This window comes from Aquimarina sp. AD10 (genome assembly GCF_003443715.1).
GTDB lineage: Bacteria > Bacteroidota > Bacteroidia > Flavobacteriales > Flavobacteriaceae > Aquimarina > Aquimarina aggregata.
This window is the reverse complement of the sequence record NZ_CP031965.1, coordinates 3,055,222-3,073,625: the sequence shown is the minus strand read 5'-3', so window position 1 is coordinate 3,073,625 and position 18,404 is coordinate 3,055,222. Positions and strand designations below refer to the sequence as shown.

Annotated in this window: 9 protein-coding genes; all 9 read left to right on the top strand. The window is 33.2% G+C overall.

Going from position 1 to position 18,404, the window contains the following annotated elements:
- The first annotated feature begins 350 nt into the window (after nt 1-350).
- The 9 genes from D1816_RS12865 to sprA all read left to right on the top strand — a co-directional run bounded on the left by D1816_RS12865 (nt 351) and on the right by sprA (nt 18,370).
- Nucleotides 351-1,697 (top strand): hypothetical protein, encoded by a 1,347-nt coding sequence (locus tag D1816_RS12865; RefSeq protein WP_118503325.1) that lies wholly within the window; start codon nt 351-353, stop codon nt 1,695-1,697.
- An 89-nt stretch (nt 1,698-1,786) separates the two neighbouring features.
- Nucleotides 1,787-2,335: a DUF2199 domain-containing protein gene (locus tag D1816_RS12860; RefSeq protein ID WP_118503324.1), complete on the top strand. Its 549-nt coding sequence runs from the start codon at nt 1,787-1,789 to the stop codon at nt 2,333-2,335.
- 222 nt (nt 2,336-2,557) lie between these two features.
- Nucleotides 2,558-3,520, top strand: a complete 963-nt coding sequence (locus D1816_RS12855) for a hypothetical protein (RefSeq protein WP_118503322.1) — start codon at nt 2,558-2,560, stop codon at nt 3,518-3,520.
- A gap of 537 nt (nt 3,521-4,057) precedes the next feature.
- Nucleotides 4,058-5,992 (top strand): alpha,alpha-trehalase, encoded by a 1,935-nt coding sequence (locus D1816_RS12850; RefSeq protein ID WP_233565211.1) that lies wholly within the window; start codon nt 4,058-4,060, stop codon nt 5,990-5,992.
- A gap of 249 nt (nt 5,993-6,241) precedes the next feature.
- Complete coding sequence (locus tag D1816_RS12845) at nt 6,242-8,551, top strand: NADP-dependent malic enzyme (RefSeq protein ID WP_118503320.1); 2,310 nt, start codon at nt 6,242-6,244, stop codon at nt 8,549-8,551.
- Nucleotides 8,552-8,627: 76 nt separating this feature from the next.
- Entirely contained in the window at nt 8,628-9,377 is a 750-nt protein-coding gene (locus tag D1816_RS12840; protein WP_118503318.1) for a peptidase E, read from the top strand.
- A gap of 96 nt (nt 9,378-9,473) precedes the next feature.
- The gene (locus D1816_RS12835; protein WP_118503316.1) at nt 9,474-10,394 is read left to right on the top strand and encodes a peptidoglycan DD-metalloendopeptidase family protein; all 921 of its coding nucleotides are present in this window, start codon (nt 9,474-9,476) and stop codon (nt 10,392-10,394) included.
- A gap of 180 nt (nt 10,395-10,574) precedes the next feature.
- The gene (gene ruvA, locus D1816_RS12830; protein ID WP_118503314.1) at nt 10,575-11,156 is read left to right on the top strand and encodes a Holliday junction branch migration protein RuvA; all 582 of its coding nucleotides are present in this window, start codon (nt 10,575-10,577) and stop codon (nt 11,154-11,156) included.
- Nucleotides 11,157-11,212: 56 nt separating this feature from the next.
- Nucleotides 11,213-18,370: a cell surface protein SprA gene (gene sprA, locus D1816_RS12825; protein ID WP_233565212.1), complete on the top strand. Its 7,158-nt coding sequence runs from the start codon at nt 11,213-11,215 to the stop codon at nt 18,368-18,370.
- Nucleotides 18,371-18,404 lie beyond the last annotated feature (34 nt).

Sequence of the window (18,404 nt, the reverse complement as noted above, 5' to 3'; positions counted from 1 at the left end):
AGTTGTCAATATAAAAGTATCGATCAATATTTCAACAGGGATATCTTAAAGCAGGAACGCAATGATAATGATGCATTTGTTAGCCTATGAATTGGTGGTCCTTGCACTTTATTTATGATTTTGTAGTAGCGCTTAACGAATTACAATTTCTAGCCAATGTTTTAAAAGGTTTTTTTTGGGAAAAGGTATTCATCTTATACATATAACTTTTTAAGTGCCTATGTGGATTTCCGTAATGAATTCTTAAAAGATAAGTTTAGTTTTATGGGTTTAAGAGCATATAAGGAATATATGCATAGTAGCTATACAAGAGTTTTAGCTCTAATAAAATACAACCAACAAAAATCAATATGATTCAAAAAAAACTAACCAAACTTGTCGGGCTGAAAAAAACTGACTTTGACTCATTTGTTCAAAGTGGTCAAATCAAATTACAACAAGCAAAATTAATTCCTACTTTAAAAACTGGAGATGAAATGGCTTTAACGTCAATATTTTTATCAACAGTACGGTTAGTAAAAGAATATAGAGATGGAATCTTTAAAAGCATCAAATTAAGTAGAGCAGGAAAAGCATATTATTATACAGAAACTTCATTTCCTGACGTCAGTTCATCCCGAATAGATGGATTAATAATAGTTGTTACCAAAGGAATAATTACTGATGCAGTTTTCTTTGAAATGAAAAACAAAAACAACGGGATTGACCAAAAACAAGTTGAAGATTATCTTTCAATTTCAAAAAGTTTAAAGGTCAATAAATTAGTAACAGTATCAAACGAATTTGTTGCAGACTCAACACATTCACCTGTAAAAGTTAAAGTTCCTAAAAACATTTCATTGTATCATTTTTCTTGGACATACTTAATAACTAAAGGCAGAATACTACTTTTTAAAAATGATATTAGAATACAAGATGATGACCAAGTGGAAATAATGTCAGAAGCTTTACATTATTTCGAAAGTTCAGTATCTGGAATTTCTGGTTTCATACAAATGAAAGCAGGTTGGAAAGAACTATCAGAAAGCATTAGAGCTCAAAAGGCTTTGAAACAATCCGATGAATTTATCGAGGAAGCTGTTTTAAGCTGGTACGAAGAGGAAAAAGATATGGCTTTACTTTTAAGCAGAAAACTTGGTGTTTTAGTGAAGTCTTCATCTAAAAACAAAGAGAGCGTAAAAAAGGATATCAAGAAAGTCATAAACGACAATTGTATTACGGGGGAATTGATTATTAAAAATGCAGTTTCTGACATAAAACTTATGGCTGAATTTGAAAGGAGAATAGTATCAATGTCAGTTAAATTAACACCACCTCTTGATAAAGGAAACAAGGCTAAAATCACTTGGATTGGAAAACAACTAGAAAATTGCAAAAAGAAAAATGATATTTTGTTTTCAAAATTAGAGAAGGAATTAATGATTGAAGCTGATATTAAATATGCTAAAGCTAACATTAAAGTAAAGTTATCAGAATTAGACCAGCTAATTGACTCAACTAAAGACAAAGAAATTCAGGCGTTCAAAATCACTTTGAATAGAGGGTTTGGAGCGGGTTTTGCGAGCGTGAAAAAATTTATAGTTTTGATTGATAATATGGTTTTGGAATATTATGAAGGAATTGTTCAATATGTAAGTACTTGGGCAAGACCAACACCTAAAATTGTACAAACAGAAACAGAATTAATAAATAACTAGAGCTAACAATGGGTATAATGCATGGCTACCCTGCAGGATAGCCATGACACCATACACTAGAGGTTGTATGCAAGGAGTGAAACACGAATATGAAGCTGAGTAAAATTTTTAATAGAAAGGATAAAGAGATCTTTAAGTGTGAATGTTGTGGAGCGGAATATGATGATATGCCTTTGTGTTTTGGATCAGAATTTCCTGACTATTATTACTCAATTCCTCCTGCAGAGCGAAAATCCAGAATTGAACTCGAAAAAAGTCTTTGCGTTGTAGATGAAAAGTATTTTTTTCATCGCGGAAGATTAACCATTCCTATAATAGATTATTCTAAAGATCTTTATTTTGATATTTGGACTTCTATAAGTCCCGAAAACTTTGAAAAAAGAATGGATGACTGGAATAACCCTGAAAGAATAAAGAATGAACCATATTTTGGATGGTTGCAAAATCAAATTCCAACATATGAAAACACTCTTAACATCAAATCAAGAGCAATCGAACAAAATATTGGTTCCATAGTAGAGATTGAGATTGGAGAAGAAAATCATCAATTGACTTTTGATCAAGAAAACGGAATTACATCGAAAAGAGCAAAGGAAATAGTTCAATTTATTCTTAAGGACAAGCATAAAACTCAATAAAAAGCCAGCATACAACACAATATATGATATCATAGCAGTTAAGTGACAACAAAGGTTCTTATATATTTGCTATGGCTCAAATATTTTATGATCAAAAGTTATAAAATCTGCGCAAATATGTTGCTGGCAAGGTAACATTTCCGCATTCTACGACACATACTTATAATGTTAGGCACAAGCACAAAAAATGAATATAAATTACTATAGAAAACAAAAATTATTATGAAAGTAAAAAAAAGATTACTATTATTTTTATCCTTTCTACTATCATATTCTTCATTTTCTCAAACTCTTTATGTCCCAAATGGAACAAATGGAATAACAAATTCTCCAAACTTAAATATTGGAATTGGAACAAATTGGCCAGACAAAAAATTTACTGTATTTGGGAATGTTAGATTAGGATCAGAAGGATTGGGAGGAGCGTTCCAAAGAAATGGTATTTTAATACAAAGTAATGGGACAAGAACAGAACTTAGATGGCAGCATTTTAGTCAAAACAAGAATCCTTACATTGCTGTTGATCCAGCAGTCGATGCTACTCGATTATTGTTTGGAACTAATGGTTCTGATCAAATGGCAATTAGAGCTAATGGTAACGTTGGTATTGGAACCATAAATCCAAGTCAAGATTTAGAAATTTATGGCAGTAGACCTATTATTAGTCTAAAAAATTCAACTGATGGAATAAGTTCATATGGATGGTTAGAATTTAATGATGTAAATTCTAGAATGGGATTTGTAGGATTCGGTTCAACAAGTACTAATCATTTATACATTATGAATGAAGCTGGCGGAGATATATCCGTGCCTAAAGGTAATGTCGGAATCGGAACTACAAATACAGGGTCTTGGAAATTAGCTGTTAATGGAAAAATAAGAGCAAAAGAAATTAAAGTAGAGACTGGTTGGTCTGACTTTGTTTTCTTTGATGATTACCAACTGCCAACTCTGCATGAAGTGGAAAATCATATCAAAGAAAAAGGACATTTAAAAGATATTCCAAGTGCCAAAGAAGTTGAAAAAAATGGAATTTTATTGGGTGAAATGGATTCTAAACTGCTTCAAAAGATAGAGGAACTTACACTTTATACGATTCAACAAGAAAAACAACTAGATAAGCAATCAAAGGAAATTTTAGAATTAAAAATGCTTGTGCAAAAATTACTAGAATCGAAAAAATAAAAAACTTATAATATTTTGTATAATGCATAGCACCCTTCGAGAAGCAAACAAACCATACGATAGACGTTAACCCAATTTAACCAGAAGTAACTGCCTGTTCCCTTCACTTTTAAAACAACGCTTTTCTAGAAAATAAAAAATAGGTAATCTTTTGAGTAAAAAACACTCGAGGTCGAGTGTTTTTGGTTGAATTTTGAGTCTTTGATATTCAAATTCAAGTGTATTATACTCGGTCTCCAGTGTTTTTGTTTCAAGTTCGAGGGTTTTTGGCTCAAATTTGAGTCTTTGATACTCAAATTTGAATGTTTTTTACTCGATCTCCAGTGTTTTTGATGTAATGATATTATAAATAAACACTTTAAATATAGCCAGTAGATTAAAGATAGTCACACTAAAGATGGCTATCTTTTTTTATGATATACTGATCTTAAACAAGAATAACGAGTCCTCAAAATAAAATTATAGGATTTTATCATTTTTACTATTAGTTTTAACAGCAGTTCTGGTAAGTTTTTTTAGTTATAAAAGATTGATATTATGAAACTACATGTTAGATGTATAGGTGTACTTGTTATGAGTAGCATTTTTATAAGTTGTAAAAATGAGGTTAAGCAACAGGTTCAAGATCATGCCTCGGTATTGCAAGCCTTAATTGCCCAAGAAGATACCGATGGAGATAAAAAAATTACAATCGAAGATAAAGGTCCTAAACAATTTGAGTTTGTTGATGCCAATGGAAAATCACATAAAATAGAAGGAACGTATCATTTATCTAATTTACTTCAGGAATTAGCAATAGCAAAGAAAGGTCAAGAAATTGCAATTGATAAAATAAAAGAGAAACCTTCTGATCGTATCTCAAGATTAATTAAAAATAGATTTTGGGATAATCTAACCAGATCTATTGATAAAGAAGGATTAACTAGAGTTTTGAGCGATACCAAATCTAATAACGATACTTTGCGATTGTATATTCCTCATGATGATGCCGAAGCAGCTGCCTATTTTCGATCTCTAGAAACCGAAATTGAGAAGCTAAAAGTAGAGATGCTACCAAAAGAAATCACACCAGAATATGTAAGAACATTAAATAACAAATCCGGGATTCTTAATCTTGCTCATACCACTACTAATGGGGTATATAAAGGAACGCCTTTTGTAGTTCCAGGAGGTCGATTTAATGAAATGTATGGTTGGGATAGTTATTTTGAATCAGTAGGCTTATTACTAGATGGTAGAGCAGATTTAGCAAAAGCAATGGCAGATAATTTCGGGTACCAAATTAAATATTATGGTAAGATATTAAATGCCAATAGAAGCTATTACCTTACGAGAACACAACCCCCTTTTTTTAGTTCGTTACTCAAAGAAATTTATCTTGATGATCCAGAAATTTCTAAATCTTGGCTTTCTAAGAATCTAAAAATGGTGATACAAGAATATCAGACTGTTTGGATGAAAAAAGGAATTAGATTAACAGATACGGGACTAAATCGTTTTTATGGAGAAGGTATAGGGGTGCCTCCAGAAACCGAAGAGGGTCATTTTGATTTTGTTTTAAATAAACATGCAAAAGAGCATAATTTATCCCTTTCAGAGTTTACAGAAAAATACATAAGTCGTGAATTAAAAGATAAAGCATTAGATCTTTATTTTACTCATGATCGAGCAATGAGAGAAAGTGGTCATGATACTTCTAATCGGTTAGATGACCTATGTATAGATTTAAATACAGTAGGATTAAATAGTTTGTTGTATAAATATGAACTTGATATTGCTTTCTTAATTAAAGAAGTCTTTGATGATAGCTTAGACTATAATGGAGCGTTGTTAAGTAGCAACTATTGGTTAGAGAGAGCCCGAAAAAGGAAAGATGTAATCAATGAATTGATGTGGGATGATACTGCGGGTACGTATTATGATTATAATTTTGAAACAAAAAAGCAACAAAAGATAGCATCTGCTACAAATTATTATCCGTTATGGGTTGGGTTATGCTCAGATGATCAAGCATCAAGAATGGTTCAGAACTTGTTTTCTAGTTTGGTAGAAAAAGGAGGCGTAGCAGGTACAGCTAATATTGTAGATCCAAATAATCCTAATGCGCCGCAACGCCAATGGGATTATCCAAACGGGTGGGCGCCACATCAAATGTTAATCTGGAGAGGATTAGTGGCGCAAGGATATCAAAAAGAAGCACAAGAGTTAGCATATCGATGGCTATGGATGATCACCAAAAATGCAGTGAATTATAATGGTACAATTCCCGAAAAATATGATGTAGTAAAGTGTACTCATAAAGTATATGCAGAGTATGGCAATGTAGGAACAGAATTCGATTATATAACGCCTAGTGGTTTTGGCTGGATGAATGCGTCATATCAGTTAGGATTAACTTTTTTAAATAAAAACCTTAGAGATCAATTAGATCAGTTAGTAGATCCTAACGATATTTTCAAGGAAAGTGAATAATAGCTGTATAATTAATAATAGAGGTATTAAAAAAACCATTTCTTTTTTCTATTCTTAATTTTTTTAAAGATAACCTGTTATTAATTTCGGCATCTCACACATAGATGTAACTTTGTATTAGAAAGAAAGCAAAACCATTATACTATTATGATGGTTTTAAGTTTTTAAATACTGAAAAACCAAACGAGTCTAAGGGATAGATCATTTGGAGAATTACGATATATAATCACACATTTATCTTGATTTAATATGAATACAAAAAGTAAAAGAAGCGAGGCTTTAATTTATCATGAAAAGCCTACCCCAGGAAAGATCAAAGTAGTGCCAACTAAAAAATATGCTACACAAAGAGATTTATCTTTAGCATATTCTCCTGGAGTCGCAGAACCTTGTTTAGAAATTGAGAAAGAAAAATCAAATGTGTATAGGTACACTGCAAAAGGAAATCTGGTAGCGGTTATATCTAATGGTACAGCAGTTTTAGGACTGGGAGATATTGGTCCAGAAGCTTCTAAACCCGTAATGGAAGGTAAAGGGCTACTCTTTAAGATCTTTGCAGATATAGATGTTTTTGATATCGAAGTTGATACCAAAGACGTAGATGCTTTTATCGAAACGGTAAAAAATATAGCGCCTACTTTTGGAGGTATTAATTTAGAGGATATTAAAGCTCCTGAAGCTTTTGAAATCGAAAGAAGATTAAAAGAAGAACTCGATATTCCTGTAATGCATGATGATCAGCATGGTACGGCTATCATTTCGGCGGCAGCATTACTTAATGCTTTAGAAATTGCAGGTAAAAAAATTGACGAAGTAAAAATAGTGGTGAGTGGGGCAGGAGCTGCAGCAGTTTCTTGTACGCGATTATATAAAGCGTTCGGCGCAAAAGCAGAGAATATTGCGATGACCGATAGTAAAGGTGTGATACGAAAAGATCGTGACAACCTTACCAAAGAAAAAGCAGAGTTTGCCACCGATAGAGATTTACATGAATTAACAGACGCGATGAAAGATGCAGACGTTTTTATTGGTTTATCAATGGCGAACCTAGTTACTCCAGAGATGTTACTATCTATGGCGGATAACCCTATTGTATTTGCAATGGCAAATCCTGATCCAGAAATAAAATATGATGTTGCTATAAAAACTCGTAAAGATGTGATTATGGCAACAGGAAGAAGTGATCATCCTAATCAAGTGAACAATGTATTAGGGTTCCCATTTATTTTTAGAGGAGCTTTGGATGTAAGAGCAACAGGTATTAATGAGGAGATGAAAATGGCTGCTGTAAAAGCACTTGCAGAACTAGCTAAAGAACCAGTGCCAGAACAAGTAAATATTGCATACGGAGAAACACGTCTTAATTTTGGGAAAGAATATATAATTCCTAAACCATTTGATCCAAGATTGATTGCAAAAGTTCCTCCGGCTGTAGCGAAAGCTGCAATTGAAAGTGGTGTTGCAACAGAGCCTATTACCAATTGGCAGAAATACGAGGATGAGCTACTAGAACGAATGGGTAATGATAACAAGCTTGTAAGATTACTATTAGATAGAGCTCGAACTAATCCTAAAAGAGTTGTATTTACAGAAGGAGATCATCTAGATGTATTAAAAGCAGCGCAAACAGTAAAAGAAGAAGGGATAGCATTTCCTATTTTACTAGGTCGCAGAGATATTATTTTAGAATTGATGCAAGAGATTGATTTTGATCCAAGTGATGTGCTTATTATCGATCCTAAAGCAGACGAAGAATATGAGCGTAAAAATGGATACGCAAAGAAATATTGGGAAACAAACAAAAGAAAAGGGATAACGCTCTATGATGCAGAGAAGTTAATGCGAGAACGTAATTATTTTGCTGCAATGATGGTAAACGAAGGTGATGCAGATGCGTTGTTATCTGGATATTCTAGAAGTTACCCATCTGTGGTTAAGCCTATGTTGGATTTGATAGGCTTGGCAAAAGGAGCTACTCGTATTGCAACGATGAACGTTATGATGACCGATAAAGGACCTCTTTTTATTAGTGATACTTCTATAAATATTGATCCTTCTCCTAAAGAATTAGCAAAAATTGCTCAGATGACCGCCAAAACGGTAGAAATGTTCGGTATTAAACCCGTGGTTGCAATGATCTCATATGCAAATTTTGGTTCTTCTAAACATGAAACAGCAGAGAAGGTGCAGGATGCAGTTGCGTATTTACATCGGTATTACCCTAATTTGATTGTGGATGGAGGTTTACAAATGAATTTTGCACTAAATAGGAAAATGAGAAAAGATAAATTCCCGTTTTCTAAACTTAATGGACAAAAAGTAAACACTTTAGTGTTTCCTAATTTGGATTCTGCTAATAGTAATTATAAGCTATTAAGCGAATTAAATAATGTAGAATCAATAGGGCCAATCATGATGGGAATGGATAAACCTGTGCATATTCTTCAATTAGGAGCTAGTGTAGAAGAAATGATCAATATGGCTGCTGTTGCGGTTATCGATGCTCAAGAAAAGGAAAAAAGAGAGCTACATTTGTCTTTAATTTCTAAAGACATCTAATAGCAAGTTTAATTTTTTCAAAAAGAGAATAGTAATATCTGTGTTTTGCGGTTATAAGCTGTTAAAATTTAGTTCTATGAAGAGGGTTTTGCTACTAATGATCGTTTGTTATAGTCATTTTGTGTTTAGTCAAAAAGACCAGACATTATTTGCCTATGGAGGGCAGGTAACTAAAGGTTTTATAAAGTATACGGCTGAGTTAACCAATAAAAAAAAGCCAAAAATTTGTTTTTTACCGACTGCAACTGGCGATAGTGAATATTATATTAATTATTGGTACGAACTGTGTTCGGGGTTAGAAGTGGAACCCAGGGTGATGAAAGTTTGGATTAACTCAACGACTCAAAAAGAATCGTTTGAAGAAGTTTTGATGAATATGGACGCCATCATTGTTGGAGGTGGTAATACATTAAATATGCTCGCTATTTGGAAAGCTCAAGAAATCGATTTAGCACTAAAAAAAGCGTATGATAAAGGAATAATAATAGCAGGAGGTAGTGCTGGTTCTTTATGTTGGTTTAAAGCAGGAACTACAGATTCAAGACCAAAAGAATTAACAATTGTAAAAGGTCTTGGGTTTTTAGACTATAGTCATTGTCCTCATTATCATTCAGAAAAAACAAGAAGGCCATTGTATCATAAAAATATTTTAGAAAAAAAACTAGCCAACGGATATGCGTGTGATGATAAATCTGGAATTGTGTTTTTAAATGGCAAGTTAAGCAAAAGTGTTTCTTTGGATTCTGAATCCTTTTCATATTACGTACATCAAGAAAATGGAGAAATTATTGAAGAAAAATTAATTCCAGAAATACTTGAGGAATAACGCAATCTAATTTTGTATAGTCAATAGTTTTTTGATGCTTGGGTAACATTTCTATTGTTTGTGACATTTATTCTTGACACTTAAATTTATTAGTTGATGAAATGGTTACTTATAATATGCTTTACCTTAGTTTGTTGTTTATCTTTTGCACAACAGGACAACGTTAAAATTACAGCAGAGCGTAATGATGATAATACAGTTACGTTTTTTTATGAGAAAAATGATCCGGGAAGTTACGTGATCTACCTCTATTTTAATACTTTGGTAAATGCATCATCTTCAGATATTACGCAAACTGTTAAAGGAACGAAAGGGACTTTATTCACGCTTAGGCCTATTGATTCTAAAAAAGGAATTGGTTATGGCTATGGATATCGTTATTTAAGAGGGGTTAGAAAAGCCAAGGTTGATAAGAGTTTTGTGTATTTATTGCCATATAAAAATGAAGCATCCGCATTAGTAAAGCCTCTTAATAATATTAGTGAGAAGTTTTTTAACAAAGAACGCGATAACAATTGGGCAGCCTATCAGTTTATTTTTCAGAAAGAAGATACGATTTGTGCAATTCGCAAGGGTAAAGTAGTAGATGTAATAGATAAATTTGATAATTACAAAGAAGGCCTAAGTTATTCTACAGATACAAATTTTGTATTAGTAGAACATAAAGATGGTAGTTTGGCAAAATACAGTGTACTAAGAAAAGGTAGAATGATGGTTAAGAAGGGGGATATGGTTTATCCTCAAACACCAATAGGAGTTTCAGGTAGTTATCAAGCCAATACTCATGAAATGAGATTGTTGTTGTATTACTTAAGTAATGCAGAATTTAAAAGGTCAAATAATAAAAAAACTGGTAAACAGGAAGCCTCGCGTTATACATATATCAATCCGTTGTTTTATGATAAAGGGGAAACACATAGCCTATTGCCAAATACAACATATACATCTTCTTTCCTGCCGGAAATTATTGAAAAAGAGATGAGTAAAAGAGAGCGTAAAAGAATGTATAAGAAGTAAGAAATGTAGAAAAAAGAATTGAAGTCTTTGAAACCAAATTTCAAATATTTGGGATGAAGATTTGGTTATTTTTTGTTTAAAAGTATAATGTACGCTTAAAACCTTGTTTAAAGGGTGTTTTTTTATCCTTTTTTGTAGTATAATTTTACTACATTTGGTTGCTTAACATCAACTTAACTAATGATCACACATATTAGGGGGAGGCTTATAGAAAAAAATCCTACAAACGTAGTTATAGATTGTACAGGAGTAGGTTATATGATTCATATCTCATTACATACCTTTTCCTTACTCCCAGAAGGAGAGTCGTTACAGTTATATACACATCTTCAAGTTAAAGAAGATTCTCATACACTTTATGGTTTTGTAGAAAAATCAGAAAGAGAGATTTTTAGACTTCTTATTTCAGTTTCGGGAATAGGCACCAGTACAGCGCGTACAATGTTATCATCCTTGCACCCAGATCAAATTAAAGATGCTATAGCATCAAATGATGTAGCAACCATTCAATCCATTAAAGGTATTGGAGCCAAGACAGCACAACGTGTTATTATAGATTTAAAGGATAAAATACTTAAAGTGTATAATATAGATGAAGTTTCAGTATCGCAAAGCAATACTAATAAAGATGAAGCGTTATCAGCTTTAGAAACTCTTGGATTTAATCGAAAGCTTGCCGAAAAAGTTGTTGATAGAGTTTTGAAAAATAGCCCCAAAGAGACAGTTGAAAATATTATTAAACAGGCACTAAAAAATTTATAAAAACATTGAGTTCGTCGAATCACTTACACTTTAATTTTTTTAAAATAATAGTATGTTTGATAACACTTTACAGTGGGGTGTTACACAGTCAGGAAAACGAAACCGTTCGTGACTCTACAAGTACTACATTTTCTATTGGTCAATTATCATTACCCGACCCTAATAGTATCGTAACCAAATATGAGTACGATCCAATTACCAATAGATATATTTATCGAGAAATGTTAGGTGACTTTAATGTGCGTTACCCTCTTTTTTTAACACCAGACGAATACATAGCATTAGTTGAAGATGAGCAACAAAGAGCTTACTTTAAAGAAAAAATAGAAGCATTTAGTGGTAAGAAAGATGGTAGTGAAGAAAAAAGAAAAAATTTATTGCCAATTTTCTATGTAAACTCAAGGTTTTTTGAATCCATCTTTGGAGGTACAGAAATAGAAATTATTCCACAAGGATCTGTTGAAATGGATTTAGGTCTGTTGTTTACCAAACAAGATAATCCTGCATTTTCTCCTCGTAATCGTAGTAACTTTACTTTTGATTTTGATCAAAGAATTAGTTTGAGTTTACTAGGTAAAATCGGAACAAGATTACAAGTAACAGCTAATTACGATACAGAATCCACTTTTGACTTTCAAAATCAATTAAAATTAGAATATACCCCAACAGAAGATGATATCATAAGAAGTATCGAGGTTGGTAACGTAAGTATGCCTTTAAATAGTTCTCTGATACAAGGAGCACAAAGTCTTTTTGGAGTTAAGTTAGGACTACAATTTGGTAGAACTACGATCACAGGAGTATTTTCTGAACAACGATCAGAAACAAGATCAGTTAATGTAGAAGGAGGAGGTACCGTTCAAGATTTTGAACTTTTTGCCTTAGACTATGATGAGAATCGACACTTTTTCTTATCGCATTACTTTAGAGATAATTATGATAAGTCGCTTGCAAGTTATCCTTTTATTAATAATAATATACAGATTACTAGAATAGAAGTATGGGTGACAAATAGGGCTACTAGCGCCCAGACCCTTACAAATGCACGTAATATTGTAGCACTTCAGGATGTTGGAGAATCTCCAGTGCAAGGTAACTTCACGATCCCTTCTGGTTTATTTAATCCAGGAGCAGGAGCTTTTCCGGACAACAGTAATAATGATCTAGATCCAACAGCTATAAGTGCAGCAGGTCCTGTTACAGAAGCAGTTAGACAAGTTTCTACAGTGCAACAAGGATTTATAGGGCCTATATCAGGTTTTAATGAAGGTTTTGATTATGCTATTCTAGAAAACGCAAGAAAATTAAATGAGAGTGAATATACCTTAAATACACAATTGGGGTACATCTCGTTAAATCAAAGATTGAATAATGATGAGGTTCTTGCCGTTGCCTTTCAATATACGGCAGGAGGTAATGTATTTCAGGTAGGAGAATTTGCCAATGATGGCGTAGATGCTACAATTGGTAATAATACAGGTACTACAGATCAAGTTGGTTCAAGTCAAAGTTTGGTCGTTAAAATGCTAAAAAGCCCCATCGTTAATGTAAATCTGCCGATATGGGATTTAATGATGAAAAATATTTATAGTACTGGGGCATTTAGACTAGAACAAAGTGACTTTAGATTAAATATTTTATACTCAAACCCTTCTCCCGTAAACTTTATAAGTCAGCCAGAAGGATCAACTCTTGAATTACCCGACGATGTTAATGAAACGACATTGCTTAAAGTGTTTAATCTTGATCAACTTAACCCAAACCGAGATCCAGTAGATGGAGGTGATGGATTTTTTGATTATGTACCGGGTATTACTGTTGATACCGAAAATGGAAGAATTATTTTTCCAAGTATAGAGCCTTTTGGAGAACATCTTTTTAATAAATTAAATAATGGTCCAGTAGGATCTGTCTATACTGATGAAAGTACATATAACCCTAATCAGGATGAATATGTATTTAGAGATTTGTATACACAAACTAAGGTTGTTGCAGAACAAAGATCTGCCGATAAGAACTATTTTCAACTTAAAGGGCGATATAAATCATCTGGGCAGGACGGGATTCCGTTAGGAGCATTTAATGTGCCACAAGGTTCTGTTACGGTTACAGCAGGAGGACGAGTATTGCAAGAAGGTGTAGATTATAGTGTAAATTATCAGCTTGGTAGAGTAAATATCTTAGACCAGGCGTTGCTGTCATCGAATACCCCAATACAAGTTTCTACCGAAAATAATGCTGTTTTTGGGCAGCAAACAAAACGATTTACAGGATTAAATATCGAGCATAAGTTTAGTGATGATTTTATTGTAGGAGGTACTTTTTTAAATTTAAATGAAAGACCAATTACCCAAAAATCCAGTTATGATTTTGAACCTATAAATAATACCATTCTAGGACTTAATGTGAATTATTCTACAGAGGTTCCTTTCTTAACAAGAATGGTTAATAAATTACCAAATATAGATACAGATGTACCTTCTAATGTTTCGGTAAGAGCAGAAGGAGCCTATCTTATTGCCGGTGCTCCTAAAGGTGCTGATTTTGGTGGTAAAGTAACTACCTATATAGACGATTTTGAAGGAGCGCAGACTAGAATAGATGTAAGTACTCCTTTATCTTGGGAGCTTTCTAGTGTGCCAGTAGGGTTTGATGATAATCCAAGACACCCTAACGATACAGATCCTTTATCAACGATTTCAACTGGTTTTAAAAGAGCAAAGCTATCATGGTATTCTATTGATCCAACATTTTATAGTACCAGTAGACCTAGTGGTATAACAGATCAAGACTTGGCAAGTAATGCTTCAAGAAGGGTGTTTATAGATGAGATTTTTTCAAGAACAGATATTGCGCAAGGACAAAGTTTAGCGTTATTTACATTGGACCTTAATTATGATCCAACTACTAGAGGGCAATACAATTTCAACCCAGGTTATGCAGAAGGAAGTGCAACTACTCCAGATCCAAGAGAAAATTTTGGGGGGATTACTAGACAGTTAACATCTACTAATTTTGAGCAATCAAATGTAGAATTTATAGAATTTTGGTTGTTGGATCCTTTTTATACAGGGCCTAGTGGGGCGCAAGAACCGTTAACTCAGTCAAATAATGGTACTATTGTTTTTAATTTAGGAAACATTAGTGAAGATGTATTAAAAGATGGTAGAAAACAGTATGAGAATGGTTTGCCAGAAGTTCCAGAAACATTTACACCTACCAACTTTAAAGCTCAAGTACCAAATAATCAATCTTTGATTTATGCTTTTGATTCTGACGGGCAAGCAAGAACAAATCAAGATGCAGGATTTGATGGATTAAATGATACTCAAGAAGCTCAAGCTTATGGTTCTTTAGGGTTTACAGGAAATGATCCAGCAGGAGATAATTATTCATATTTCTTACAACCTCAAGATAATCCTGACGGGATTAATAACGTAGTAAATAGGTATAGAAATTATAACGGTACTCAAGGGAACTCACCAGTAAATGTAACCAATGATGACCGTGGAAATACAACATTTCCTACTGCAGAAGATGTTAATAGAGATAATACCATGAATACTATTGATAGTTACTTTGAGTACGAAGTCCCTATTTTTAATGGTATGGGAGTAGGTAATGATGGTAATACAGGTTTTATAGCCGATGTTAGACAAGATAATGTTGAGGTGTCTGGAAGAAATATAGAATATCGATGGTTCTTATTTAAAATCCCAATTTATGAACCAACAAGGGCAGAGAACGTTACAGATTTTAGATCGATTAGATTTATGAGAACGTATCTTACCGATTTTGAAAGCCCTGTGTTGCTTAGGTTCGGTAGTTTAGATTTGGTACGAGGAGATTATAGAAGGTATATACAAGTAGGTAATACTACAAATGATCCAACAAGCGGTCTTAATGTGTTTGGGGATAGCGATGTTGTAGTAACCTCTGTTAGTCGAGAAGAAATAGAAAGATATGTAACGCCACCAGGAGTTGTGCGTGAACAATTAAATAATAACAATAATGTTATTAGAGAAGATGAAAGGTCACTAGCGCTTACAGTAAATAATCTTCAAACAGATGATGCAAGAGGAGTGTATAAAAACTTCAATGTTGATATGCGTCAATACGAAAACTTAGAGATGTTTCTGCATGCAGAACCTTTGGTAGGGCAGACACTTCAAGACGGAGATTTAAGAGCTTTCGTAAGAATGGGTAATGATTTTACCAATAATTTTTACCAAATTGAAATACCACTAGCAGTTTCAGAACTTTCAGACAGAAACGAAAATGATATTTGGCCAGAACAAAATAGATTAGACGTACCTCTTGCTTTTCTTCAAGAGATAAAATCAAGAGTAATAGCCAGTGGTAATGCCGCTGATCTTAACTTTTTTGATGGCCCAAATAATTTAAGAGTAGGTATAAAAGGAAATCCTAGTCTTGGAGATGTAAGAGTGATGATGGTTGGGGTTAAAAATGAAAGTGGTAATACGCAGTCTGGATCTGTTTGGTTTAATGAAATGCGTCTTAGTGATCTTAAAAACAGAGGTGGTTGGGCTGCCGTAGGTAGTCTTGATGCTAATATTGCAGATTTTGCAAATGTTAGCGCCTCAGGAAGAATTACAACAATTGGTTTTGGAGGAATTGAGCAAGGACCTAATGAAAGAAGCCGAGAAGATCTTAAGCAGTACGATTTAACAACCAATGTGAATTTAGGACAACTTCTACCTAAAAAATGGGGAGTACAAATTCCTTTTAATTACAGTAGAGGTGAAGAACTAATTACCCCTCAATTTGATCCTGAATTCCAGGATTTAGAACTTGAAGATTTATTAGATGCAGAACCTACACCCGAGAGTAGAGAAAGAAGAGAGCGACAATCTACCGAGTATACCAAAAGACAAAGTTTTAACGTAATAGGATTACGTAAAGAGCGAACAGGAGAGGCAAAACCTATGCCATATGATGTAGAGAATCTTACCTTTTCGGGGACGTATAATCAGACAAATCATCGTGATTTTGAGATAGAAGAATCTTTGGATCAAAGTGTTAGAGTTGGAGGTACGTATGATTTTAGTTTTCAGCCAAAAGAAATAGAACCTTTTAAGAAGATAAAGCTTTTAGGAAAAAGTAAATATTTTGATCTGTTGAAAGATTTTAACTTTAACCTGCTTCCAAGTAGTGTTTCGGTAAGTTCTAATATTAATAGACAATACAATAGACAAAGATTTAGAGATATTACACGTACAGAAGGAAGTCTTGAATTGGACCCATTATTTCAGCGTAATTTTCTTTTTGATTGGCAATATGGTATTAATTATAATCTGACCAAATCATTAAATTTTAGTTTTACATCAGCAAACAATCGTATTGTTAAGAATTTTATCGATGAGAATAATGTTGTAGATAATACAGTAGATATCTGGAGCGGTTTCCTTGATGTTGGAGATCCAAATACCCTTAATCAGCAGCTTCAGGTAAACTATGAACTGCCGTTTAGTAAAATCCCAGTACTTAAATTTATAAGATCTACTTATTCTTATAGTGCAAATTTCCAATGGACAAAAGGTAGTGAGATTTTAAGATCTTTGGAGAATATACCAGATTTAGGTAATACAATACAAAATTCTAATGTTCATACGGTAAATGGTTCTTTGGATATGAATACGCTTTACAAATATGTAGGATTAACCAAAATAAAACCTGGAAGGAAAAAACAAAAGAAAGAAAAAGAAGCTAAGGAAAAAGACAAAGACTCTAAAAAAGAAAAACCAGGAGAAACAAAAGTTGCCGCAAAAAAGAAAACTAAAAAGGTAAAAAGTAAATTGACAATAGGTGATAAAGCATTAAATACAGCTATAGGTTTAGTTACTGCTGTAAAGAAAGTAAATATAAATTATCAACAAGATAATGGTATTTTGTTACCAGGGTTTGTAAGAGAACCAGGTTTTATTGGTACATTAAAACCATCTGCAGGATTTGTTTTTGGTAGTCAGGCAGAAATTAGAGATATAGCAGCTCGTAATGGTTGGTTGACTTTATATCAGGATTTTAATGAGCAGTATCAAGAAGTGGAAGGTAGACAACTTAATATTCAAGCTTCTTTAGGACTATTAAAAGATCTTAAGATAGATATAAGTGCGACCAGAAATTATTCTGAAACCTATACAGAGAACTTTAGAGTGAACCCAGGTGATCCTAATCAACCATATACATCGTTAACGCCAAACACTTTTGGTAATTTCACGGTTTCTACATTGCTAATAAAGACTGCGTTTAAAAAAAGTGACCAATTCAGTTCTGAAGCATTTGATCAATTTAGAGAAAATAGATTAATCATATCACAACGCTTAGCACAAGAACGCGGAATTGACCCATTCACAGATACTGATGGTGATGGTTTTGTTGATTCAGATGCGGATAGAGATGGTTTTCCTGATGGTTTTGGAGGGACTAATCAAGCAGTGTTATTGCCAGCATTTTTAGCAGCATATACAGGGGCTAGTGCAGATAATGTTCAAAAAGGAGCTTTAAGAGATGTCCCGCTACCAAATTGGGATGTTAAATACACAGGATTAATGAATCTTAAGTGGTTTAAAAAACGATTTAAACGTTTTTCTGTAGCTCATGGGTATCGTGCAAATTATACGATTAATCAATTTAGGACTAACCTAGAATTTAGAAATCCAAATGATAGAGATCAATCTAATAATTTTAGAAATCCACTATTGTATTCAAATGTAAATCTTACCGAGCAATTTAGTCCATTGGTTAGATTTGATATGGAAATGAAAAACTCAATCAAGATTCTTGCCGAATGGAAAAAGGATAGGGCTTTATCATTAAGTTTTGATAATAATTTACTTACCGAAATTCAAGGTAATGAGTATATTATTGGATTGGGGTATCGACTTAAAGGATTAACTTTTGCTACGCGAATTGGAGGTAGAAAAAAAGTACTAAAAAGTGACCTTAATTTAAGAGCAGATATATCACTTCGTCAGAATGAAACATTGATAAGATATCTTGACTTAGAAAATACCCAAGTAACAGCTGGGCAAGATATTTATGGATTAAAATTTACTGCAGATTATTCTTTAAGTAAGAATTTGACAGCATTATTCTTTTATGATCATACATTTTCTGAGTTCTCTATTTCTACTGCCTTTCCTCAGACTACAATCAGAGGAGGATTTACATTGCGATATAACTTCGGAAACTAAGATTTCTGTGGTGAACAGGTAGAAAAGGTTATTG